The sequence below is a fragment of the Pandoraea captiosa genome, assembly GCF_902459775.1.
Classification (GTDB): domain Bacteria; phylum Pseudomonadota; class Gammaproteobacteria; order Burkholderiales; family Burkholderiaceae; genus Pandoraea; species Pandoraea captiosa.
The window spans coordinates 19,970-42,056 of record NZ_CABPSQ010000010.1; the positions used below are offsets into that span (position 1 = coordinate 19,970).

Annotated in this window: 18 protein-coding genes; 11 read left to right on the forward strand and 7 right to left on the reverse strand. The window is 64.4% G+C overall.

The window, feature by feature from the left end:
* Positions 1–471 precede the first annotated feature (471 nt).
* From hpaH to PCA31118_RS20710, 6 genes are read left to right on the forward strand one after another with little or no spacing between them, the layout of a single operon-like run.
* The gene (hpaH, locus tag PCA31118_RS20685; protein WP_150626937.1) at positions 472–1,281 is read left to right on the forward strand and encodes a 2-oxo-hept-4-ene-1,7-dioate hydratase; all 810 of its coding nucleotides are present in this window, start codon (positions 472–474) and stop codon (positions 1,279–1,281) included.
* 51 nt (positions 1,282–1,332) lie between these two features.
* Complete coding sequence (hpaI, locus tag PCA31118_RS20690) at positions 1,333–2,151, forward strand: 4-hydroxy-2-oxoheptanedioate aldolase (RefSeq protein WP_150626938.1); 819 nt, start codon at positions 1,333–1,335, stop codon at positions 2,149–2,151.
* Positions 2,152–2,188: 37 nt separating this feature from the next.
* The gene (locus PCA31118_RS20695; protein WP_150626939.1) at positions 2,189–3,664 is read left to right on the forward strand and encodes an aldehyde dehydrogenase family protein; all 1,476 of its coding nucleotides are present in this window, start codon (positions 2,189–2,191) and stop codon (positions 3,662–3,664) included.
* Between the two features lie 41 nt (positions 3,665–3,705).
* The gene (locus PCA31118_RS20700) at positions 3,706–4,569 is read left to right on the forward strand and encodes a DODA-type extradiol aromatic ring-opening family dioxygenase (protein WP_150626940.1); all 864 of its coding nucleotides are present in this window, start codon (positions 3,706–3,708) and stop codon (positions 4,567–4,569) included.
* A gap of 12 nt (positions 4,570–4,581) precedes the next feature.
* On the forward strand, positions 4,582–5,565 hold the full coding sequence (locus tag PCA31118_RS20705) for a fumarylacetoacetate hydrolase family protein (RefSeq protein WP_150626941.1): 984 nt from the start codon (positions 4,582–4,584) through the stop codon (positions 5,563–5,565).
* Entirely contained in the window at positions 5,562–6,551 is a 990-nt protein-coding gene (locus PCA31118_RS20710) for a 2-dehydropantoate 2-reductase (RefSeq protein ID WP_150626942.1), read from the forward strand. The genes PCA31118_RS20705 and PCA31118_RS20710 overlap by 4 nt, the downstream gene beginning before the upstream one ends.
* 21 nt (positions 6,552–6,572) lie before the next feature.
* On the opposite strand, the gene PCA31118_RS20715 is transcribed toward PCA31118_RS20710, so the two are convergent.
* Together PCA31118_RS20715 and PCA31118_RS20720 are read right to left on the reverse strand one after the other, a co-directional pair.
* Positions 6,573–7,859 carry an MFS transporter gene (locus PCA31118_RS20715; protein WP_150626943.1) on the reverse strand — a complete coding sequence of 429 codons (1,287 nt, stop codon included), beginning with the start codon at positions 7,857–7,859 and terminating at the stop codon, positions 6,573–6,575.
* A gap of 74 nt (positions 7,860–7,933) precedes the next feature.
* Positions 7,934–9,130, reverse strand: a complete 1,197-nt coding sequence (locus PCA31118_RS20720; protein WP_150627026.1) for an amino acid aminotransferase — start codon at positions 9,128–9,130, stop codon at positions 7,934–7,936.
* A 157-nt stretch (positions 9,131–9,287) separates the two neighbouring features.
* Here PCA31118_RS20720 and PCA31118_RS20725 point away from each other — a divergent pair, with 157 nt between their 5' ends.
* On the forward strand, positions 9,288–10,214 hold the full coding sequence (locus tag PCA31118_RS20725) for a LysR family transcriptional regulator (protein ID WP_150626944.1): 927 nt from the start codon (positions 9,288–9,290) through the stop codon (positions 10,212–10,214).
* A 449-nt stretch (positions 10,215–10,663) separates the two neighbouring features.
* Positions 10,664–14,110 carry an autotransporter family protein gene (locus PCA31118_RS20730; protein ID WP_150626945.1) on the forward strand — a complete coding sequence of 1,149 codons (3,447 nt, stop codon included), beginning with the start codon at positions 10,664–10,666 and terminating at the stop codon, positions 14,108–14,110.
* Between the two features lie 70 nt (positions 14,111–14,180).
* On the opposite strand, the gene PCA31118_RS20735 is transcribed toward PCA31118_RS20730, so the two are convergent.
* Positions 14,181–14,669: a hypothetical protein gene (locus PCA31118_RS20735; protein WP_150626946.1), complete on the reverse strand. Its 489-nt coding sequence runs from the start codon at positions 14,667–14,669 to the stop codon at positions 14,181–14,183.
* A gap of 427 nt (positions 14,670–15,096) precedes the next feature.
* Here PCA31118_RS20735 and PCA31118_RS20740 point away from each other — a divergent pair, with 427 nt between their 5' ends.
* Positions 15,097–15,861, forward strand: coding sequence for a dienelactone hydrolase family protein (locus PCA31118_RS20740; protein ID WP_150626947.1), 765 nt, complete (start codon positions 15,097–15,099; stop codon positions 15,859–15,861).
* 324 nt (positions 15,862–16,185) lie between these two features.
* On the opposite strand, the gene PCA31118_RS20745 is transcribed toward PCA31118_RS20740, so the two are convergent.
* Positions 16,186–16,494: a DUF4148 domain-containing protein gene (locus PCA31118_RS20745; protein WP_150626948.1), complete on the reverse strand. Its 309-nt coding sequence runs from the start codon at positions 16,492–16,494 to the stop codon at positions 16,186–16,188.
* Positions 16,495–16,646: 152 nt separating this feature from the next.
* On the opposite strand from PCA31118_RS20745, the gene PCA31118_RS20750 reads away from it, so the two are divergent.
* Together PCA31118_RS20750 and PCA31118_RS20755 are read left to right on the forward strand one after the other, a co-directional pair.
* Positions 16,647–17,060, forward strand: a complete 414-nt coding sequence (locus PCA31118_RS20750) for a CopD family protein (RefSeq protein ID WP_150626949.1) — start codon at positions 16,647–16,649, stop codon at positions 17,058–17,060.
* 294 nt (positions 17,061–17,354) lie between these two features.
* The gene (locus tag PCA31118_RS20755) at positions 17,355–18,146 is read left to right on the forward strand and encodes an AraC family transcriptional regulator (protein ID WP_150626950.1); all 792 of its coding nucleotides are present in this window, start codon (positions 17,355–17,357) and stop codon (positions 18,144–18,146) included.
* Here PCA31118_RS20755 and PCA31118_RS20760 read toward each other — a convergent pair.
* The 3 genes from PCA31118_RS20760 to PCA31118_RS20770 form a co-directional block, all read right to left on the reverse strand.
* Positions 18,094–18,816, reverse strand: coding sequence for an HAD family hydrolase (locus PCA31118_RS20760; protein WP_150626951.1), 723 nt, complete (start codon positions 18,814–18,816; stop codon positions 18,094–18,096). The two genes, PCA31118_RS20755 and PCA31118_RS20760, sit on opposite strands and share 53 nt — an antisense overlap.
* A gap of 267 nt (positions 18,817–19,083) precedes the next feature.
* Entirely contained in the window at positions 19,084–20,370 is a 1,287-nt protein-coding gene (locus PCA31118_RS20765; protein ID WP_150626952.1) for a hypothetical protein, read from the reverse strand.
* Between the two features lie 123 nt (positions 20,371–20,493).
* Positions 20,494–21,888, reverse strand: coding sequence for an aminotransferase-like domain-containing protein (locus tag PCA31118_RS20770; RefSeq protein WP_150626953.1), 1,395 nt, complete (start codon positions 21,886–21,888; stop codon positions 20,494–20,496).
* Positions 21,889–22,087 lie beyond the last annotated feature (199 nt).

The window sequence follows — 22,087 nt, forward strand, 5'->3', positions numbered from 1 at the left end:
ATTTTTGATGGGTCTCGCTGAATTCCGGTGCGCGTTGCTTCGCCCCGACGCGGCGAAGGCAAAACCGGGCGGCGCGAGATCGCGGGAATGCGGACTTTGCAGACAAAAGTCGCGCTATGGGATCGAGAAGCCCGAAGAAGGCGCGACAGGAAGCGATACGGCGTTGCTGCCGCGTGGAGACGCATTCGGCTCAACGGTCAGTTGAAGGTGTGGCGAACGTACGACATTCCACGGATCTTGGAGCGCGTCGAACGCCATGGAGCGCGGGCGGCGTGGCGCATGTTCGTCGGCGCGTGTCGTCCGGATTATCCAGTTTTACTTATCAATCGCCCAAAATCGATTGATTGTTTGCGCCCCGGGCCGCCGCAAGAATAGGGCCTTACCCATCCTGCCGAACCCATCGGACGCACAGACGCCGCTGCCCTTTCCGCTCGGGCGTGCCTGTCGACGAACCCCACGGAGACCCCCGCGATGCCGAAACTCGACGCCGCGACCCATCAGGCCCTTGCCCGCGAATTGCACGAGGCCGAACGCACCCGCACGCCCGTGATGCAGTTCTCGCGCCGTCATCCCGAGATGACGATTGCCGACAGCTATGCGATTTCCCAGGCGTGGCTCGCGCTGAAGTTTGCTGAAGGCCGCCGCGTGATCGGCCACAAGATCGGACTGACGTCGCGCGCGATGCAGGTGGCCGCACAGATTACCGAACCCGATCACGGCACGCTGCTCGACGACATGCTCGTCGCCGATGGCGCTACGCTGCAAGCCTCGCGATTCATCGTCCCGCGTCTGGAGGTGGAACTGGCGTTCATCCTGGCGAAGCCGCTCAAGGGGCCCGGCGTCACGTTGTTCGACGTGCTCGACGCCACCGCATGGGTCACGCCCGCGCTCGAACTCATCGACGGTCGCATCGAACTCTTCGATCGCCACACGAAAGCGCCACGCAAGGTCTTCGACACGATTGCCGACAACGCGGCGAACGCGGCGGTGATTCTCGGTGGGCGTCCCGTGAAACCGGACGCCATCGACCTTCGCTGGGCCGGTGCGCTGCTCTATCGCAACGGCGTCATCGAAGAGACCGGCCTGAGCGCGGCGGTACTGAATCATCCGGGCAACGGCATTGCGTGGCTTGCCAACAAACTCGGCGCCTTCGACGAAGGGTTGCAAGCCGGAGAGATCGTGCTCGCCGGGTCGTTCACGCGTCCCGTGGCATGTGCCGCGGGCGATGTCTTCCATGCGGACTATGGCCCGCTTGGGGCGATCGGTGTGCGCTTCGATTGAGCGCCTCGGGCGCAAGTGCGAGCGAAAACAACAATCTCAGGATGCGATGTCATGAAAACACCCCCGAACTCCTTTAAACAGGCGCTCGCGCGCGGCAAGCGTCAGATCGGCATGTGGATGGGGCTCGCCACGCCTTACGCCGCCGAGCTGTGCGCGGGCAGCGGCTTCGACTGGCTCGTGATCGACGGCGAACACGCCCCGAACGATCTGCGCACCATGCTCGCGACGTTGCAGGCGATGGCGCCGTATCCCACGCATCCGGTCGTGCGTCTGCCGCATGGCGATGCCGCCCTCATCAAACAGGTGCTCGAAATCGGTGCGACCACATTGCTTGTGCCGATGGTGGCGTCCGCCGCCATGGCGCGCGAGCTCGCGAGCGCCACGCGCTACCCGCCGCAGGGCACGCGCGGCGTGGGCAGCGGGCTGGCGCGTTCCTCGCGCTGGAATCGCTACGAAGACTATCTGCACGCCGCGAACGACGCCACCTGTCTGCTCGTGCAGGTCGAGACAGCCGACGCCCTGGCGCAGGTCGAAGAGATTGCATCGGTCGACGGCGTGCACGGCGTTTTCATCGGACCCGCCGATCTCGCGGCGTCGATGGGCCATCTCGGTCAGGCCGCGCATCCTGAAGTGCGCAAGGCCATCGAAGACGGTATTGCCCGTATTCGCAGTACCGGCAAGGCGGCCGGCATTCTGTGCGTCGACGAAACGCTCGCGCGCCACTACCTCGACCTCGGCGTGACGTTCGTCGCCGTGGGTATCGACACGACGTTACTCGCCACGGCGAGCCGTGCGCTGGCCGCAAAGTTCGCCGTCCCGGAGGATGGCAGTAGCAAGGACAGCCGCAACGTCAGCAGCAGCCCGCGCTGACCGCCCGCCCCCGAATTCCTTCCTCAAGAGACATGGCATGAGTGCTACCCGTTTAGCGATCGCCGGCGTATCGGTGTCGCCGGATCATTACATCGACGGACGTCGCGTGGCGTCGGACGAGACGTTCGCATGCGTCTGTCCTATCGACCAGACCCTGCTTGGCGACATCGCGAGCGGCAATCAGGCGCACGTGGATGCGGCCGTGACGTCGGCTTGCGCGGCGTTTCCCGCGTGGGCGGCGCTCAGCGCTGCGCAACGTCAGCCGTATCTTCAGCGATTCGCCGAGGCCATCGGGCGCCGCGCCGACGCCTTCGCCACGTTGGAGAGCGCCGACGCCGGTGTGCTTCGCTCACGCATGGCGCACGGTGTCGTGCCGCGCGCCATGCAGAACATCACCTGGTTTGCCGAGCACGCGCTGACGTTGCAGGATCGCGTGATCGACACGCCGCAGGCGCGCCATCTGGTGCGGCACGACCCGGCGGGCGCGGTTGCCGTGATCACGCCGTGGAATTCCCCGCTCATGCTGGCCACCTGGAAGATCGGACCCGCGCTCGCCGCCGGGAATACGGTCGTGCTCAAGGCGCCCGAATGGGCGCCGCTGACCTCGTCGTTGCTTGCCGATTGCGCGCACGAAGCGGGCTTGCCGCCGGGCGTCTTCAACCTGTTGCAAGGCTCGGGCGCGCAGACCGGAGCGGCGCTGGTGAGCGATGCCCGGCTCGCCCGCATCTCGTTCACCGGATCGGTCGCCACGGCCAAATGGATCGCGACGACTGCGGCTGCGAACCTCGTGCCGTGCAGCCTGGAGCTCGGTGGCAAGTCGGCATTCATTGTGCTGGCGGACGCCGATCTCGACGCCGCTGCCGCCACTGCCGCACTGATGTATCGCAATGCGGGGCAGGTATGTCTTGCAGGCACGCGCCTGCTCGTGCATGCAGACGTTGCCTCCGCGTTCACGCAAAAGCTGCGCGATGTCGTCTCTCGCCTTGTCGTGGGCGATCCGCGCGACGCGGCAACGGAGGTCGGCCCGATCATTCACATGCGCCAGCTCGAACGGGTGCAGGGGTTCGTAGAGCGCGCCGTGGCGGGCGGGGCGCGCGTGTTGTGGGGCGGCACGCGTCACGCCTTCGGTGCGCAGTACTTCGCGCCCACACTGCTCGCGGACCTGCACCAGCACGACGAAATCGTGCAACAGGAGGTCTTCGGCCCGGTGCTGACCTTGCAGACATTCGCGAGCGACGACGAGGTCGTCGACATGGCCAATGGCACCGACTACGGACTGGGAGGTGTCTGCTACGGCGACGAGGCCCATGCCGTTGCCATTGCCGCGCGCGTGCGCACCGGTTTTATCTGGATCAACAGCTTCGGCATTCGCGATCTCGCCGCCCCGTTCGGTGGCATCAAGCGCTCCGGTGTGGGCCGCGAAGGGGGGGACTGGAGCTTCGAATTCTTTTGCGACGTGAAGGACATCGTCGTACCGAAACAGCCGTTCAAAGCGAGCTTTAGCCATCGCTAAGGGCGCTGAACACCATAAGACAAGGAAAGGAGGAGAGCACGATGGGACAGATCGTCGGCGCGGCATTGGTGTCGCATCACCCCGGCCTGATGCAATGTGAGGAGTTCCGCGTATTGCAGGGGGCGGGGGCGGACTCGGACTTGATTCCGGGCTACGCGCGCGTGCGTGAGCGCATCGCGGCGGTGCGCCCGGATGTCGTGATGATTTTCGATTCGCACTGGTTCACCACGGGCTATCACCTGATCGATGGCGGCGCGCAGTACTCGGGCATGTACGTCTCGGACGAGATGCCGTGGTACCTGCACGGCGTGCCGTACGACTACCGGGGGCATCCCGAACTGGCGCTGGGCGTCGAGGCGGTGGCGCGCGAGCGGGGCGTGCGCGCCCGGGCGGTGCAGCATCCCGATCTGCCGCGCCACTACCCGACGATCAACGTCATCAAGCAGATGCGACTCGACGCATGGCCCATCGTCACCGTCAGCTCGTGCCAGAACTGCGAGACGCAGCACTTCCTGCAATCGGGCGAAGTGATCGGCGAGGCGATTCGCCGCAGCGATTTGCGGGTCGTCATGCTGGCGTCCGGCGCATTGAGCCATAAGTTCAACGGCATTGACTGGAAGCCCAATCACCCACGCATTTTTCACGAGAGCAACGTGTCGCGTCCGGAAAATATCGAGAGCGACAAGCGCGCCATCGAAGCGTTTCGCGAAGGGCGACACGACCGGATTCTGGCGGACTGGGAGACGGATTATCGGAAACGTCCATGGGAAGCACACGGCGCGCATTACTTGCAGATGGTCGGCGCGCTGGGCGGGGCCGAGTGCCGCAGCGCGGGCACCGTCCTGTCCGATTACGAGAACGCGCGCGGCACGGGCAACGTGCACATCTGGTTCGATACCCTCTGACAAGGCGAGACTATGGATTTCGAATTTCCCTTGCGCGAATTGCCCGCCGTCATGCGCGGCCCGCGTGTGGAGCGTCGCCACGTGTTGCTGGGGGGCAGCGCATTTTGGGGCACCCTCGTCGAGTCCGGCGACGATCGGGGCATGCTGCGCCTGGACGACGGACGTCTGGTCGATCCAGACGACTCACAAACGCTCACGCATCTGCCGCCGGTCAATCCCTCGAAGATCATTGCGGTGCACATCTCCTATCGCTCGCGTAGCATGGAGACGCGTAACCGGCCGAAACCCACCGATACTCCGACGTATTTCACCAAGCCGCCGACTTCGCTCAACGGTCATGGCGGCCAGATTCTGAAGCCGGCGGACTGCCGGTATCTGAACTACGAAAGCGAATATGCGGTCGTGATCGGGCGAACGTGTCGTAATGTGTTGCCCGATGAGGCGTGGGATTACATCGAAGGTTTCTGCCCGGCGCTGGATATGGGATTGCAGGATTTTCGCGATACCGACCAGGGATCGATGCTGCGGGTCAAAGGGGCGGATACGCTGCTGCCCATCGGACCGGGTATCGTGCGAGGGGTGAACCTGTTCGAGCAGACGCTGCGGACCTATCGCAACGGGCGCGTGGTGCAGGAAGCCCATATCGGCGACGAAACGATCTGGGGCCCGCATTATGTGATTGCGGACATTGCCCGCCATATCACGCTGCTGCCGGGCGACGTGATATTGATGGGCACGCCCTGCCATTCGCGTTCGGTGGATGCGGGCGATCTGGTCGAGTGCGAGATTACGGGGTTGGGGCGTCTCGCCGGGCGCGTGGTGCAGATCGACGCGCCGCGTGCGGCGGCGCTCGGTGTGGGGCATCCGCCGGGGGACAGTCCTGAAGTGCGCCGTGTGGCGCTGGGTTTCGATGAACGTGTGCCGGAGCGGTTCAAGGAAAACTACCGCCTCGCGGCACATCAACCAGAGCAAGGGATCAAGGGAAAAAGCGCATGAAGGTGACGATCATTGGTGCGGGCGCCATCGGTGGCCTGATCGGGCAGAAGCTGGCTGCTGCGGGCGAGGCGCAGGTCAGTGCGCTCGCGCGCGGGGCCACGCTCGCGGCGCTGCGCGAGCGTGGGTGGCGGGTGAAGCAGGGCGAGGCGCTGGCCACGGCGCCCGTGGCTGCGGCGCACCCGTTGGAGGACGCTGCAAAACTTGGCCATCAGGATCTGGTCGTGATCGCGGTGAAGGGGCCCGCGCTGTTGCAGGTCGCCTCGGCGGTCGTGCCGTTGCTCGGCCCGCAAACGCTGGTCTTGCCCGCGATGAACGGCGTGCCGTGGTGGTTCTGCAAGGGCGTGGCGCCATTCGGCGACGCGCCGCTCGCGAGCGTCGATCCGCAGGGCGCCATCGGTGCGGCGATCCCGCTGGCGAACGTGATCGGTTGCGTGGTGCACGCCAGCGCCTCCACGCCCGAGCCGGGACTGGTCGATCACAAGATGGGGCGAGGCCTCATCATCGGCGAGCCGTCAGGCGGCACGAGCGAGCGTGTGCAACGTCTGGCGGGGTTGCTCGAGCGCGCAGGGTTCGAGGCGAAGGCGTCGGAGAATGTGCGGCTCGATATCTGGTACAAGCTCTGGGGCAACCTGACGATGAACCCGGTGTCCGCCATCACGGGCGCGACCATCGACCGCTTGCTGGACGATCCGTTGGTGCGCGAGTTTTGCTCGGCGGCCATGCGCGAAGCGGCGGCGATCGGTGCGAAGATCGGTTGCGCCATCGACCAGTCGCCGGAAGACCGGCATCTGGTGACGGCGAAGCTGGGGGCGTTCAAAACGTCGATGTTGCAGGACGTGGAAGCCAATCGTCCGATCGAACTCGATGCGCTGGTCAGCGTGGTGCGAGAGATCGGTCAGCGCGTGTCGGTGCCGACACCGAACATCGATGCGTTGCTCGGACTGACCCGCCTCTTCGGGCGGGTCCATGGGCTGTATCCGCAGTGAGCCGAAGCGAGTTGTCGTAGGTCAGCGTACACCGGTGTGCCGATACACCTGACTCAGCGCGATCAGTCCTGCGGTGGCAGCGGCCATCATGTAGAAGCTCGGTGCGAGTTTGCTGCCCGTCGCGTTGATCAGCCATGTCAGGATGAACGGCGCGAAGCCGCCGAAGCACGTGACCGACAGGTTGTACGAGAGCGACAGGCCCGTCGTGCGCGTCTTCACCGGAAAGATCTCGGACGCCAACGCGGGCAGGGGGGCGAAGTAGATCGTCATGAGCACGCCCAGCAAGGTTTGCAGCGCAAGCATCATGCCGAAGCTCGGATACGTCGACAGCAGCCAGAACATGGGCCAGATCGCGACGAGCAACAAGGCGGCGGCAATCATCATCGGCCTTGCCCGTCCCACCCGATCCGACCACGCGCCCACGACGGGCGACAGGAACATCTGCACGATGCCCGTCGCCACCGTGGCAGCAAAGGCGACCGAGGCGGGCAGGCCCAATTGCTTGATCGCGTACGTCGGCATGTACAGCACCAGATAGGTCGAGACCGTGGCGACGACCACGACGCCGACCGCCAGCAGCAGACGCATCTTTTGCTGCTCCAGCGTGTCGCGCAGCGGCGTTTGCGTGGGTTCGGCTTCCAGGAACTCGGGCGTCTCGCTCACGTGGCGACGGATGTAATACGCCACCGGGCCGATCAGCAGGCCGAACAGGAACGGCACGCGCCATCCCCAGCTCTGCATCTGCTCCGGGGACAACGTGCTCGTGAGCACCGCGCCGAAGCCGGCGGCGAGCAAGGTCGTCAGCCCCTGACTGGCGACCTGAAAGCTCGCGAAGAAACCACGTCGCTGCGGCGCATGTTCGGCGAGAAACGCCGTGGCGCTGCCGAATTCCCCGCCCGCCGAGAAGCCCTGAATCATGCGCGCCAGCACAATGCCCATGGGCGCGAGCACGCCGATGGTTTCATACGTCGGCATGAACGCGATGATGGCGGTGCCCGCCATCATCAGCAAAATGGTCAGCGTCAGGGCTTCGCGACGCCCGCGTCGATCCGCGTAGACACCGATCACGATGGCGCCCAGCGGTCGCATGAAGAACGACACGCCGAAGGTGCCCAGCGTCAGCAGCAGTGAGGTCGTGTCGTCGTGCGCCGGGAAAAACAGCTTCGCGATCGTGACGGCGAAAAAACCGTACACGACCAGATCGAACCATTCGAGCGCGTTGCCGATGGACGCCGATATCACCGCGCGCCAGGTGTGTGAGGGGGTGTCCTGTTCGATGTGGACGCCGGCAGCCGAGGCAGTATTCATATTGTCTCCAGTCGTTGTTATGTCGATGTCGCATGCGCCTTGCGGCGGGCATGCTCGCCGTGTTGCATGACGCCTTACTGCGTCATCACCCGGGCGATGGCCTGCGCGACGGTGTCGACGTTGCGCGTGTTCAGCCCGGCCACGCACATGCGGCCCGAGCGCAGCAGGTACACGCCGTGCGACTCGCGCAGCGTGTCGGCCTGCGCCGGGGACAGGCCCGTGTAGGTGAACATGCCGCGCTGCGCGATATAGCGCGACAGCGCCTCGCCATCGACATGCGGAGCGAGCCGCGCGTGAATCTGCGAGCGCATTGCGGCGATGCGCTCGCGCATGCCGTCGAGTTCGGTTTCCCACGCACGTCGCAGCGAGGGCGTGGTGAGGACTTGCGCGACGAGCCGCGCGCCGCGCGTGGGCGGATTGCTGTAGTTCGCCCGCACGGTGCCGGTGAGCTGGCCGAACACGCGCGCGGCTTCGTCCGCCGTCGCACACACCACCGACAGCGCGCCACATCGCTCGCCGTACAGGGAGAAATTCTTCGAGAAGGAGTTGGCGACGACCGTCGGCACTCCGGCGTCGGCGAGCACGCGTACGGCAAAGGCGTCAGCATCGAGGCCGTCGCCGAATCCCTGATACGCCATGTCGACGAAGGCGATCAGGCCGCGCTCGTGCAGCACGGGCACGAGCGCTTGCCACTGCGCATGCGAGAGATCGACGCCCGTCGGGTTGTGGCAGCAGGCATGCAGCAGCACGATGCTGTGCGGCGGCAGCGCGGCGATGGTCTGCATCATGGCGTCGAAGCGCAGGCCGCCGGTGGCATCGTCGTAATAGGGGTAGGAATGAACCGGAAAACCGGCGCTCTCGAACACCACGCGATGATTGTCCCAGCTCGGGTCGCTGATCCACACGGTGCTCCCGGGGAAGTAGCGCTTCAGGAAGTCCGCGCCCACGCGCAGTGCACCGCCGCCGCCCAGGGTTTGCAGTGTCGCAATGCGCTGTTCGCGTCGCGCGGCGCTGTCCTCGCCGAAGACGAGAGCCTGCACGGCGTTGCGGTACAGCGCAGTGCCCGCCATCGGCAGGTAGGGGCGCGGGCCGATATCGGAGAGCACGGCCGCCTCCGCCTCGCGCACGGCCTGCATGACCGGCAGGCGTCCGTCGTCGTCGAAATAGATGCCGATGGACAGGTTGACCTTGTGCGGGCGGGGGTCGTGACCGAACGCTTCGTTCAGACCGAGGATGGGGTCGCCGGGGTAGGCGTCGACATGAGAAAACAGGGGGCGCGTTGCGGCTCGATGCATGCGGCTGGCTCCGTCTCGATGCTCAATGGATTCATTGGGGGAATTTTGAAAATCGATTGTGGGCGACGCCCCTTTGCGGAACAATCAATCGATTCTGGTCCATTCGTAAGTGAAACTTGATAATCGAAACGCCATGCCCCTGACCCGCGTTACGTTGCGCCAGTTCGAAGCGCTGGTGGCCATTGCCGAATTACACAGCTTCGCCGAGGCGGGCAATCGTCTGGGACTCACCTCCTCCGCAGTGAGTCAGTTGGTGGCGGAACTGGAGTCGGTGCTCGGCTTCCGCATTTTCGACCGCACCACGCGACGTGTGGCGCTCTCGAGTGCGGGCCGGGATTTCCTCGCGTCCGCCGAATCGGTGCTGCGGCATGTGCAGGCCGCCGAGAAGACCGCCGACGATCTGCGCAATCGTGCTGCCGGGATCGTGCGTGTCGGCGCGCCGCTCGTGCTGGCGAGCATGGCGTTGCCCGCCGCGATTCGGGAGTACACGGCCTCGCGTCCTAAGGTGGTGGTGCGCGTAGTCGATACCCCGGTCGATGCGCTTATCGATCATGTCGCCAATGGCGATCTCGACATTGCCATTGGCCCGAATCGCGCGACGGGCGCGCATGTCGCCGGAACACCCGCGTTCGACAGTCCGTGGGTGTTGTGGTGTGCACCGCAGCATCCGCTCGCACGCCGCCGGCGTGTGAAATGGACCGACCTGCGCGACACGCCGCTCGTCGCCGCCGGGCGCGATCACGAGCGCAGCGTTGCGCAAATGCGCTTGTCCGCGCCGCCGGACGCGCGCATCACGTCCATCGATGTCGTCGATAACGTGACGACGGCGCTTGGCGTCGCGTCGCAAGGACTCGCCGCGACGCTCACGCCAGGGTACGTGGCGGCGCTGGCGAATGCGTTCGGGCTGGAAATGCGCCGGGTGATCGCGCCGGAGACGATTCGTCAGGTGTGCGTGTATCGTCCGCTCTCGCGTGCGGCGTCACCGGCCGCGGAAGGTTTCGCCGAGTTTTTGCTCGACTGGTTGCCGAAGTGGAACGAAAACATCATGCGCGCGGCCTAGTGGGCGCATTGGTTACGAGTCGATCGCCATTTTTGCGAACGGGGATAGGGGGGCGGTTCCATAGAGGCGATCACGGGGCGCAATCAAGCGACTCAATAAAAGAGATGGTAATAAGAGGCGATAAAACGCGACGCTAAATCGAGACGCCAAAATAGGCGCCAAAAGAAACGATTAAGCAACGTTCCGGTAATTAAAATTACTATAAGCACGCCGAAACTAACAATTTAAATTCCTGATTCTCGGTAGTTCCTGTATCCGCGGCGTTTCGAGACGCCATTGCGCTGTGATTTTCATTGCGATTGGTTTAGTGTTTACTTAACGAGCGGACGTTAATCCGTCTTCAACGCCATTTGCTATTTCTATGGCAGCTTCGTAGTACTTCGTATTGTCTGTATTGCTTCGTACGGCTTTCGTTGTGTCCGCTTGTCTCCCTTTCCCAAGGAGCTACAGTGACTCACGCCATGCGCGAACGCACGCCCCGTCTTCACCCCCTTGCGGTGGCAGTCTCTCTGGTGTTTTTGTCAGCGACTGATGTCAGGGCGCAGATTTATCCGACGCCGGTCATCGAGTCGGGCACCGTCCTGACCTACGAGCAGTTTTACGATGGCAGTGTCGTGCCCGTAGGTGAGATTCAGGGCAGTGTGACGATCCATCCCGTGCCGCCGTACCCGACGCACCTCGGTGGGGCAGGCGTCTCGGTATTTCGCGGCGCGAGTGTCACGATCAATCCGAATCTCGGCACGCCGGGGCAGGTGGCGATCACCTCCGACTATCAGTTCGGTGCGCCCAACGACGCACTTTATATCGCCAACGGGACGGTCAACATCGTCGCCAGCACGGCGGGGGTGCTGCTGACCGGCAATGGAACATCGGTGCACGGCGTCTACATGCCGGAGTCGGCTTCGGGAAGTTCCTGGCTAACGGGATCCGACGTCACGATCGTGACGACCGGCACCGGCGCGGATGGCATGCGTCCATATGGCGCGAGGTCGTTCATCGATCTCACCAGAACGTCGATCACGGTGAACGGTCAGGACAGCTGGGGCGTGCGCTCCTGGGGCGGCAGCAACATCACGCTCACGGATTCGACGATCACGGCGAACGGGGCCAAGGTGTCGGGGGCGGGCGGTGTGCAGGTCTACAACGGGTCCACCGCCACCATCAACGGCAATTCGCTGATCCAGACCGGCGTGGCCGGTGCGCTCGGGCTCAATGCCGAGTCGGGCGGCACGCTCAACACGAACACGGATTCGGCAACGGCCGGGACCGTGACGGTTCAGACGACCGGCGCGGGCAGTCACGCGGTGCGCATAGGCACAGCATTCGGCAATCTCAATCGGCTGAGCCTGTCGACGACGCAGAACGCCACCTACGGTTTGCTCGTGAACGGCACGTCCACTGTCACCGGTTCGCAGGTCGCGGTGAGCACGCTTGGCACGTCGGCCTACGGTATGTGGATCTCGGGAAGCACGACGGCCACGCTCAATGGCGGTTCCATCACCACGCAAGGGCAGACGGCCTACGGCCTGCTCTCGGGTACCGGCGCCGCCACCGTGAATCTGTCGGACTTCGCCATTACAACGCATGGCGCACAGGCCTACGGCATCTATGGATGGACGGGAAGCACGACCAATTTCGCCGGTGGCTCGATTACGACGGACAAGGCCAGCACTTACGGCATCTACGCCAATGCCGGCACGGTCAATTTGCTGAGAAGCACGGCGACCGGGGATGGCACGTCGCTCACCACGTCGGGCACCAACGCGTACGCTGTGCGCATTCAGAACGGCGGGCAATTCAATGCTGCGGGGGCAACGATTCGTGCGTCGGGCACGAACACTGCCGCCATCGTGTTCGACGCACCGGCCTCCATCACCGGCGTGACGGTGTCGGCGCCGACGCCGGGGCTGCCGCCCATGCCCGCTACGACACCGCTGCTGCCGTCGAGCGACCCGCCGCCGCCGCTTGCCATCGATACGCCGATTCCTGCGACGCCGACCGAACTCGGCAGCGACATTCCCGCACCGTCCCTCGCGCTGGTATCGGGCAGCCGGGCGGCGCCGCTGCGTGCCGGTGGTTACAACATGACGTTGCAGGACACGACGGTGACGTCGGACACCGGTGTGGCGCTGTGGGCTTACGGCGGCATCGCCAACGTCAACCTCGTCAACTCGACGCTCAGTGGCGGCGGCGGTGCGATCAATGCGACCACCCGCTCGGGTCTCGGCGCCACCCTGAATCTGGACGCAAGCAACTCCACGCTGACCGGACGAATCTACACCGACGCCAACAGCACCTCCGTGGTGAATCTGAGCAACAACAGCGTCTGGCACGTGATGGGGTCATCCAACGTGACCGAGCTGAACAACGCGAACAGCCTGATCGATTTCCCGGTCACGTCGCAGCTCACTTCGGCACCGACGAGCCAGGGGTCGTACCGCAACGTGACCATCGGCAACAGCTATGTGGGCAATAACGGCACGGTGGCGCTCAACACCTATCTGAACGAAGGCGGCGCGCTGTCGAATCAGTACAGTGACCGGTTGCTGATTCAGGGCTCGGCCAGCGGCACGACGCTGCTGCAAATCAAACCGACCTCGGGCAGCACCGGGAAGCTGACCTCGCCCAGCGGCGTGATCACGAACGACGAGGGGATTTCGGTGGTACAGGTGGCGGGGGCGTCGACGTTCAACGCCTTCCGGCTTGCAGGCGGCTATGTCGTTGCACCCAACTCGCCCTATGAATACCGCCTGTATGCCTACGGCCCCGGGTCGGCCCACGGTACTGCCGAGGGCTCGCAGAATCTCGTGAGTACGGGAACCGGGCATTGGGACTATCGACTGCAAAGTGCCTATGTGGAACCGGAAGGGCCGGTCGATCCGGAGGAGCCCGGCAATCCGGGCGGAGAGATCGACGACCCGGTGCCGCCGGACGCGCGCCGCCAGGTGGCGCCGCAAGTGGCGTCCTATCTGAGCGCGCCGGTGGCGTTTCTGCAGGCCGGGTTGATGGACATTGACTCCTTGCACCGACGCTTGGGGGAAGTGCGCGACGATCGCGAACTGGGGCGTGACCGCGGCCCCGGCGAGATGTTCATGCGCGGCTATGGCGGTGGCTTCAAATATCGTTCCAACCAGAGCTTTCAGGCGTTCGGTTACGACATGAGCGCCGATTACGGGGCCATTCAGGTGGGTGGCAATCTGTTCAAGCACTTCACCGATGACGGCACGTGGCGCTTCGGTGCCGCGGGCTCGATGGGGTGGCTGCACTACGACCCGAACGCCATCGACGGGCCGAGTTCCACGCGCGCGAGCACCTACCGGCTCTATGGGTATGGCACTTATCAGAGCCAGAAGGGCTGGTACGTCGACGGCATCGTCTCGGTCGGCTGGTTCAACGGCCGCACCACGACCGACGCGCGGGGCGACGTGGCGCCGATGCGCGGGAACAGCTATGCGGCGTCCATCGAGGGCGGCTATCCGCTGGCGCTCCCGTACGGAATGAGTCTCGAGCCGCAGTTGCAGTTCGTGGGTCAGCATCTCGGCTTCGATAACGTTGTCGACGCCGACGGGCTTGCCGTGAACATCGGCTCGCAAAACCAGGTGACCGGGCGTCTCGGCGTGCGACTCACGCGCGCGTTCGACATCAGCACCGGACGGGTGACACCGTATTTCGGCTTCGACGTCGTTCATGCCTTCGTGGGTGGTACCAACGTGCAAGTGTCGAACGCGATGTTCACGTCAGGGAAGTACGGCGATGCGATGCTGTTCTCGCTGGGTGTGAACAGCACGCAAGGCCCGAGTTTCTCGCTTTATGGTCGCGTGTCCTACCAAAAGAGTTTCGGCACCGGTGGCGCGCGCGGCGTGCTTGTCAACGCCGGCGCGAAGTACACCTTCTGATGCGATGGGGCTGCGTTGAACAGCCCGACGCTCGTTCACCTCGCATTGGGGCGAGCGTGACATCAGCGTCTTAACGACGCTTGGCTTCGGCGGGCGGCAGCGCGGCGAGATCTTCGTTTAACTGCGCGCGCAGCGTTGCAATGGCCGCCGTGGTGTCGGCAGGCTTCAATTCTTCTCGTGCGATCGCTTCGCGCAAGTGGTGGCGCAGCACGGGGTCGCGCGTCTGCGAGAGCGTTTCGCGGTAGAACGGCAATACGGACTCCGGATGCCCGCCGACCCGGTAGAGATGCGCGATCTCATCGATGGTACGCATCGCAGCGAAGCCGGGACCCGGTGTGCCCATCGGCCCATGCTCTCGAGGATCACCGAAGCGCGGACCCGTCGGCGGCGGTGGCATCTCGCCGGGGTGACGGTCGATGCGCGTTGCCGTGACAGGGGGCGCAGCGGGAGGAAGGGTGTCGGTGCTCGCCGTGGCGGCGCTGGCGTTGGTCACTGCCGCCGTCATTGCGACGATCAGGGCAAGGGCATTGACCATCTGTCGCATGGACCTCTTTATCATATGGACTCCGTATTAAATGCGTTCGATGAAAAGCATCGGACGACGGGGTCAAGCGTAACGCGCAACGTGTCGCTCGACGGCGTGAGGTAACGGCTTGTAAGGCGGGAGGAGAAACAGGGTTCGAGGAGCCCTCATGACATCCGATGCAACGCAAATGCTGATGCTTTTCGGTCATCCCAAAGGGAGCACGCCGGTGATGCAGGCGAACCCGCCCGGGTTCGGTTGCTGAAACGACGGATAAGGCACGGATGCCGATGCCATGTGCGTCGGACGCCGCCGTGGGGCCTCTCGTGCGAAGGAGCGTCGCGGAGCCTTACGTGGCGGGCGCTTTCGCTGGCTGTGCGTCCGCGGAAAAATCCCTATACTGATTCGGCGTTTTCGTGTCCGGCCGTCTCCCGATGTTGCGCACGCCCCCGGGGGGTGCAAGATGGCAGGGCGCGGGCATTTCCCCCTAATTGAAGGAGCAATTTCCGTGTCGAACAGTCAATGGATCAAAGTTGAAACCGTGGACGGCACCTTCGATGCCTATCTGGCATTGCCACCGACGGGTAAAACGGCAAACGCGCAAGGCGTGGTGCTGGTGCAGGAAATTTTCGGTGTGAACGAACACATTCGCGGGGTGGCCGACCAGTATGCGGCGGACGGCTATGTGGTGCTGGCGCCGGACATCTTCTGGCGCGCAGCCCCGCGCATCGAGCTGGGCTATGCGGGCGAGGACCTGAGCCGCGCGATGGAACTGCGCAAGTCCGTGGATGTCGAGAAGGCCGTGCAGGACGTTGGCGCGACGGTCAAGGTGCTTCGCAGCAAGCTTGATACGGGCGCCAATGTCGCCGCTATCGGTTACTGCTTCGGTGGTCTGCTTTCGTATCTGAGCGCTGCACGCGGACAGGTCGACGCCGCTGTGCCGTACTACGGCGGAGGCATTCACAACTATCTGAGCGAAGCGGCCAATTTGAACGTGCCGACGCAATTTCACTACGGCGCGCTCGATTCGCACATCACGCCGGATATCGTCACCCAGGTCAGCGACGCGGTGAAGTCGCGCCCGAACACCGAAGTATTCGTGTACCCGCAGGCCGATCACGGCTTTAATTGCTGGGCGCGCGGATCGTATCACCAGCCGTCGGCGGCGCTCGCGCACGGCCGTGCGCTCGAATTCCTCGCGAAGTCCTTCAGCAAGTCGTCTTTGTAAGTCGCGGTGACGCAAGACAAGGAAGCCCGCCTTCGGCGGGCTTCTTCGTTTTCAGCGGGGGGAAGCGGGGGAAGCGGGGGAGGCGGGCGGACATGAGGAGCGACAAACCGGCGCTCGTGCAGGCCTGTCGCTAAAAAAGCCCGTCGCCGAAGCGACGGGCAAAGTCCTGTGCGTCAAACCGCTACGCACAGCGACAGGAGTCTTAGGTCGGAGAAGACCGGAGATCACACTGTGCACCGGGCAACCGGTGCGTCGTTATGCGCAGAACGCGCGTCGCGCCGCGGTCTCTCGTCATAGAAGAGACGCGCGGCGCGACGAGTTACATTACGAACCGAAGTAGGTCGTGCCTACGCGCGGCAGACCGCCAACCGAACCCACGGTCACTGCGGCGCTGGCCACAGCCGGTTGGGCGCTCGGGGCCGCCTTCGGGTACACGGCGTCGTGCTGAACCACGAGACCGGCTTGCTGGGCCTGAACGAGTTCTTCACGAACCTGAGCACGGCTCAGGGCGCTGGTCTGCGGCACCCACGAGAATTCCGAGGGGCCGTCGAATGCGTCGCTGGCGAATGCGGAACCGGCCGAGACGGCCAGCATTGCGGAAACCAGAGCCGAGGTAATAAGGGTGCGCTTCATGATGTTTTCTCCTGTCTTTTGAAGGGGGCGATGTGTTATTCATCGTCGACAGTTGCAGTGTATTAATGTGACTCTTCGTGATAAAGGCGACTTATCACAAGCAACTCTTGCTTAGATGGAAATAATCATTCGCGGCCTTCAGGAGACAGGCGATGCTCTATCTGTGGATCAAGGCGCTGCATCTGATCGCCGTCATCGTCCTTATCGCGGGCTTGGTGACGATGGCGACGGCGTTTGGCGCCCGCCTCGTCCAGGCGGAATGGCGTCGCGTCGCGCGGCGCGCGGATTACGCCATGGCGTCCCCGGCGTTGGGCGTGGTCTGGATCACCGGGCCTGTGCTTGCCGTCATGGGCAACTGGTGGCATGCCCCATGGTTCATGGCCAAGCTGGTGTTGGTGATCGTTGTGTCCGCGCTGCACGGACGCTTGTCGGCGACGCTGCGTCGCCTGGATCGCCAGGGGCGAAACACCGGGCCGACGCCGACGAACCTGTTCACGCGCGCGTTGCCCGTGGTGTTGGTGGCCATGGCGGGAATCGTCGCGCTGGTCATCGTCAAACCCTTTTGAGCCGTGAGCGACTGATGGTGACCCCGGTTGTGATTCCGGCTGCGATGCGGCTGAGAAGTGGCTGAGAAGTGGCTTCGAGGCGGCTTCGAGGCGGCTTCGAAGCGGCGGATGTGGCTGCGACGTGGCTGTAATGCCGTAAGGCAGTCGGGACCGGATTCGGCTTGGTCGTGGCCTGTGGGCGATGTTACGCTTGTGACGTCGTCATCTCTTTGTCCTTCCGTTGTTTCGCCCCTTCCGTCTGTCGCCGTCTGTCGTTTTTCCGCTCCCTTTTGCCTATTGAGAGACCTGGTTCCCATGCCGATCACCGGTGAGATCCCCCTGGCGTTTCAGGCTCACGACCGTCCGGTCGGCGTGTTGGCGAAGGACTACCCGGACGGCCACGTGGTACGGCCACACAGCCATCGACGCGCACAACTGATGTATGCCTGCGCCGGGATTCTCGAAGTGCGCACGGATACGTCGTTCTGGGTCATTCCTCCGCAGCGGGCGCTGTGGATTCCTGCGGAAGTCACGCATGAAGTGCGCATGCGCGGCAAAGTCGAGATGCGCACGGTGTATGTCGACGCGGCACGCTGCGGCATGTCGGCGCCCGATACGCCAGTGGTCATTCGTGTCTCCGCACTATTGCGCGAGCTGATTTTGCGGGCGATGACACTGCCGCCGGACTGGTCGCCGCACGGCAAGGACGCGCTCGTGATCGCGCTGCTGCTTCAGGAGGTGGAGTGGAAAAGCGACTCGCCGCTTCATTTGCAGGTGCCGCGCGATGCGCGTTTGCGCAAGATCTTCGACACCTATCTGAGTACCCCAGCCGACGCGCGCAGTCTTCAGGACTGGGCGGTCGAGGTCGGGGCGTCGAGTCGCACGCTCGAGCGTCGCTTCATGACGGAGTTCGGATTGCCGTTCCGGGAGTGGCGTCAGCAGATGCGTCTGCTGGGCGCGTTGCCCTTGCTGGGCGCGGGACGACCCATTACGCAGGTCGCGCTGGAAGTAGGCTACGACACCCCCAGCGCGTTCTCCACCATGTTCCGGCGGTTTATGGGCGTGACGCCAAGCGAATACCTGACGCGCGCCCGCGGCCCGGATTGAGCCAATGCATGGCGTCCCACATGTCGTCGTAGACCGGTACGCCTTCGTCGAGCAACGGCGAACGCTGGCGCTTCGAGCCGATGCCGACGAATTCGATGCCGAGCTGGCGCGCAACTTTCAGATCCCACATGCCGTCGCCGATCGAGACCACGGCGCGCGGGCGCGTGATGCCATAACCGACCTGCGCACGCTTGATCGCCTCGGCGACGAGCTGTTCGCGCGAACTGTACTCGGACGCCGTGATCAGCATCGCGTCCGTGTAGTCGATGGCAACCGAGCGCAGTTTGCGGTGACTTACCTGACGAATGCCGCCGGTGGCGAACACCACGCCCCATCGTGACCGGTGGGCCGCCTCGACGAACGCACGTGCGCCGGGAATTTCGGCGAGACCGTGCGCATTGAGCAGGGCGGTGAAACGTTCGTCGATTTCGTGCTCGAAACGGGCCAGATCGTGCGGCAGCGGCAATGCGCGGCCATTCTCGACGTGCGCGTGGATCAGAATCCCGGTGTCGGTGTGGTGCGGGTAGCTGCCCCAGTCCGTATTCAGTGCCTCGAATGCCAGGGACTCCATGGCACCGAGCAGTGCGCGCTGGTGGATACGTACCGAATCGGTCAGCGTGCCGTCGACATCGAGCACCAGAATGCTGTCTTTCTCGAAACTTGCCTGCATGGCGGGGAGGGAACTCGTGTCTGGACGAATGGCGTCAATGCTACCGCCGAAATGAGGGAGTGTACGAATTCGTCGTGTCGTGCAAAACGTGGCGAGTGACAGCGGCTACGCCTGACGCGACAGAATCGGCTAGCGGAATTGATAGCTTGACTCAGGGGGGGCGTTCACGTTCGTCGTCCGCTATCCCGTGCGCGTGCCGTTTGGCGCTCATTCGACGTTTATCCGCCGTCGCGCCGGGGCGACCGCCTTCGCGTTGGACGAACCGCGTCAGCCGTAGCGGGGGCGACCCTGTACCGTGTATAGCGTGTCGAGTCGCTCCAGCTCGGCGATCGCCCATTCGAGCTCCCGCAGCGACGGTTGGTCGCGCTGCGAGGGGCGTCGGCGTGGTGGCGCGTGCATGGTGTCGGGCGCGGTGGAGGTGGGCGCTGGCTTCGCCGTCTCGGTCGCCTTCGCCGTCTTCAACATCGAGGGCGACGGGCCGGCGGTCGCCCGGTCCGGCTCGCCCGGGCGTGGCGGAGACGTCGCCAGCGGTCGGGCCCGCGGGCAGAGGCGTTGGCGAACTTGCGAATGCGAGGTGGGCGCAAGGGCTTCGCGCGTCGCGCCATAGGCGAACTCGCGATAGCGCCGGTGACCCAGGTGGAGATGCTCGGCAAGCGCCTCAACGAGATCGTCGCAATGCGCCACGGTGCGCATTCGCAGGTTCGATGTCTGAAAGTGAGCCGGGATATCGCCAAACAGATCGGTGAACCGTGCCGCGGCATGCGCTTGCGGTGTCTGTTCGATGATCTCCAGGGTCTGGGGCAGGCGCAGCGAAACGAACAACGTATGTGTCACGCCATCGGCTGGTATCCGCAGGTACGCGCCGAGCATGGCGTCGTGCGCGACGGGCTCACCCAAGGGGAGGTGGAGGTCCGGCCGAGTAAACGGCACTTGAATGCCATGGCGGCGGGCTTCCTGCTCGCTGGTGATCACGCGTTGGAACGTGAGTTGTGGCACTTGGAGGTACGCGTTCGTTCTGCGCAGCAGTCGTTGCCACCCTGGCATCAGCTGATTGAGGCGCTTGTTCAGACGACGGACCAATGCGGGTACGGCGTACGGACCTTGCGATTCGGCGGCGTGTGCCTCGAAGAAGCGCCGTTCGAGTGAACTGGCGTTGCGTCCGTCTTCGGCCAGTGCCTTGCTCAGCCCGGCGGGGAGCGAGGCTTCGCAACCGGCCAGCAGCAGGCGTGTCGCGCTGACATCGAGATGCACATCCGCCGGGAGATCGAGCAGGCAATTCTCCTGATCGTCTCGACTGCCCACCACGCATATCGGCCGCACGTGCGCCAGTCGCTCGGCGAAAACCTGGGCGCGCGTGATGGGTCCGTGATGCAGTGGCTGAGCCCGGTCGAGCGGCGATCTGCTCGCCGGGCCGCTCGGCAAACCGATGTGATTCGGCGCCGAGGCGGCACGCGTGAGCGTCGTCGCGAGATTCCAGGTGTGTCCGGTTGGCACGGTCCACCCGTTCGTGAACGTCAGGGCGGTCGTCAACCATTCTCCAAGCGAAAAATGCATCGTCGTCACTCCGGTTGAGGGCAAAGGGCGTTGCCGTGGTGGCCGGAGTATTCCTGCTGTCCGAATTCGGGCTGTCGTGTCGGGACGCCTTCATTTGCAATCCCGACGCACATGCCCCATCCGTCAGACGATGGCGGCGCGCAAGCTCGGCGGCGCTTCACGCAGCAACGACCGCAAGCGCCTGAGCGCGCTTGCGAGGCGCTCGGGGTCGCGCACCCCGCCCAGCGAGATGCGGATGGCGTTCGGGGCATCGGAGGTGAGGCAAAAGGCGTCGGCAGGGGTGACGGCCAGCCCCTCGGCGCGAGCCGCGATGGTCAACTCGCGGGCGGTCCACGGCGCAGGCAGGGCGTGCCAGAGATGAATGCCCTGAATCGGGGCGGTGAGGCCGTCTCCGAGAATGTCCGCCGCGATTGCCTGACGTTGCGCGGCGGCTTCTCTCACGCCGTTCATGATGCGATCTGCCATTCCGTCATGAATCCACTGGGTGGCCAGTCCCGCCATCAGGGGCGGGGCCATGAGCGCGAAGGAATGCAGCGTGTTCAGGAAGGTGTCGCGTGCGGGACCGTGGGCGAGCCGGACATAGGCGGTGCGCAGGCCCGGGGTGAGGCACTTCGACAGCGTCGAAACATAGTGAACGCGATGCGGCGCGAGACGGGCGAGCGGCGGTGGGGCATCCGGGGTCAGGCGCCAGTAGGGATCGTCTTCGATGAATGTCAGATCGAGTTGCTCGGCGAGCGCGACCAGCTCGCGGCGGCGGCGCTCCGGCATGGTACGTGTGGTCGGGTTCTGAAGCGTGGGGTTCAGATAGACGAGGCGCGCGTTGTGTTGCCGGGCGGCCGCGGCGAGGGCATCGGGCAGCATGCCGTCGTCGTCGACGGCCACGCTTTCCAGTCGGCGGCCGAGCGAGCGGGCTGCGCTGCGAACGCCCGGATAAATGATCGGCTCGCACAGGAGCGTCTCGTCGCGTGCGGTGTCCATGAGCAGCAAGGCGGCCAACGTGGCCTGGGCGCCCGGACAGACAAGCACGTCGGCGGGCTCGACCTGACCGAGCATCGGCGCGAGCCACAGCGCGCCCGCCTGGCGGTCCGCCACACCGCCATCTCCCAACTGATAGGCCATGAGCATGGAGGCGTCGGTGTGGCGCAGCACGTCGTCCATGCCCTTTTGCAGCAGTTCTCCGAGGAACAGCCCGGCGGGCGCGGGCGGAATGTTCATGCCCAGATCGAGCACCTGATCGAGGGCCACGCGCGGTGTACTCACGAACGTGCCGAGCGGGCCGCGGCCTTCGATGGCGTTTCGATCGCGCGCACGGTTGTAGGCGCGGGTGACCGTCGTGAAATCGATGCCCAGCCACGACGCCAGCTCCCGCTGGGCCGGCAACCGGTCGCCCGGGCGCAGACGGCCATCGGCGACGGATTGCTCGATAAAGCTCGCCAGACGCAGATATCGAGGGCCTTTGCCTGCCGAGAGGGCGGGTTTCCAGAAGGTGGCGCGCAGAGTGTCGTGGGAGCCTTCCATAGCGATGTCGGTATTATGTATGGATATTTGCGCGTGAATTCGCGGTGTATGCAGTGTAGTTTGCATACATGTGGGTCGCAAGACTTGAATTTGACAGGTGCCACCCCGACGTCGAACCGATGCGCGAACCTGTCTTTGGACCTGTGTTTGGACGTTAACAATCAACGACTTACGAGGCGAACACACGCGAAAGTGCGTT

What these genes read in the sequence shown, in the direction of transcription:
- PCA31118_RS20710 (WP_150626942.1), top strand. Translation starts at nt 5,562, where the DNA reads ATGAAGGTGACGATCATTGGTGCGGGCGCCATCGGTGGCCTGATCGGG.
- PCA31118_RS20725 (WP_150626944.1), top strand. Translation starts at nt 9,288, where the DNA reads ATGCCCCTGACCCGCGTTACGTTGCGCCAGTTCGAAGCGCTGGTGGCC.
- PCA31118_RS20745 (WP_150626948.1), bottom strand. Translation starts at nt 16,494, where the DNA reads ATGAAGCGCACCCTTATTACCTCGGCTCTGGTTTCCGCAATGCTGGCC.
- PCA31118_RS20765 (WP_150626952.1), bottom strand. Translation starts at nt 20,370, where the DNA reads ATGCATTTTTCGCTTGGAGAATGGTTGACGACCGCCCTGACGTTCACG.
- PCA31118_RS20705 (WP_150626941.1), top strand. Translation starts at nt 4,582, where the DNA reads ATGGATTTCGAATTTCCCTTGCGCGAATTGCCCGCCGTCATGCGCGGC.
- PCA31118_RS20695 (WP_150626939.1), top strand. Translation starts at nt 2,189, where the DNA reads ATGAGTGCTACCCGTTTAGCGATCGCCGGCGTATCGGTGTCGCCGGAT.
- PCA31118_RS20750 (WP_150626949.1), top strand. Translation starts at nt 16,647, where the DNA reads ATGCTCTATCTGTGGATCAAGGCGCTGCATCTGATCGCCGTCATCGTC.
- PCA31118_RS20735 (WP_150626946.1), bottom strand. Translation starts at nt 14,669, where the DNA reads ATGATAAAGAGGTCCATGCGACAGATGGTCAATGCCCTTGCCCTGATC.
- PCA31118_RS20760 (WP_150626951.1), bottom strand. Translation starts at nt 18,816, where the DNA reads ATGCAGGCAAGTTTCGAGAAAGACAGCATTCTGGTGCTCGATGTCGAC.
- PCA31118_RS20715 (WP_150626943.1), bottom strand. Translation starts at nt 7,859, where the DNA reads ATGAATACTGCCTCGGCTGCCGGCGTCCACATCGAACAGGACACCCCC.
- PCA31118_RS20755 (WP_150626950.1), top strand. Translation starts at nt 17,355, where the DNA reads ATGCCGATCACCGGTGAGATCCCCCTGGCGTTTCAGGCTCACGACCGT.
- PCA31118_RS20740 (WP_150626947.1), top strand. Translation starts at nt 15,097, where the DNA reads ATGGCAGGGCGCGGGCATTTCCCCCTAATTGAAGGAGCAATTTCCGTG.
- PCA31118_RS20700 (WP_150626940.1), top strand. Translation starts at nt 3,706, where the DNA reads ATGGGACAGATCGTCGGCGCGGCATTGGTGTCGCATCACCCCGGCCTG.
- hpaI (WP_150626938.1), top strand. Translation starts at nt 1,333, where the DNA reads ATGAAAACACCCCCGAACTCCTTTAAACAGGCGCTCGCGCGCGGCAAG.
- hpaH (WP_150626937.1), top strand. Translation starts at nt 472, where the DNA reads ATGCCGAAACTCGACGCCGCGACCCATCAGGCCCTTGCCCGCGAATTG.
- PCA31118_RS20770 (WP_150626953.1), bottom strand. Translation starts at nt 21,888, where the DNA reads ATGGAAGGCTCCCACGACACTCTGCGCGCCACCTTCTGGAAACCCGCC.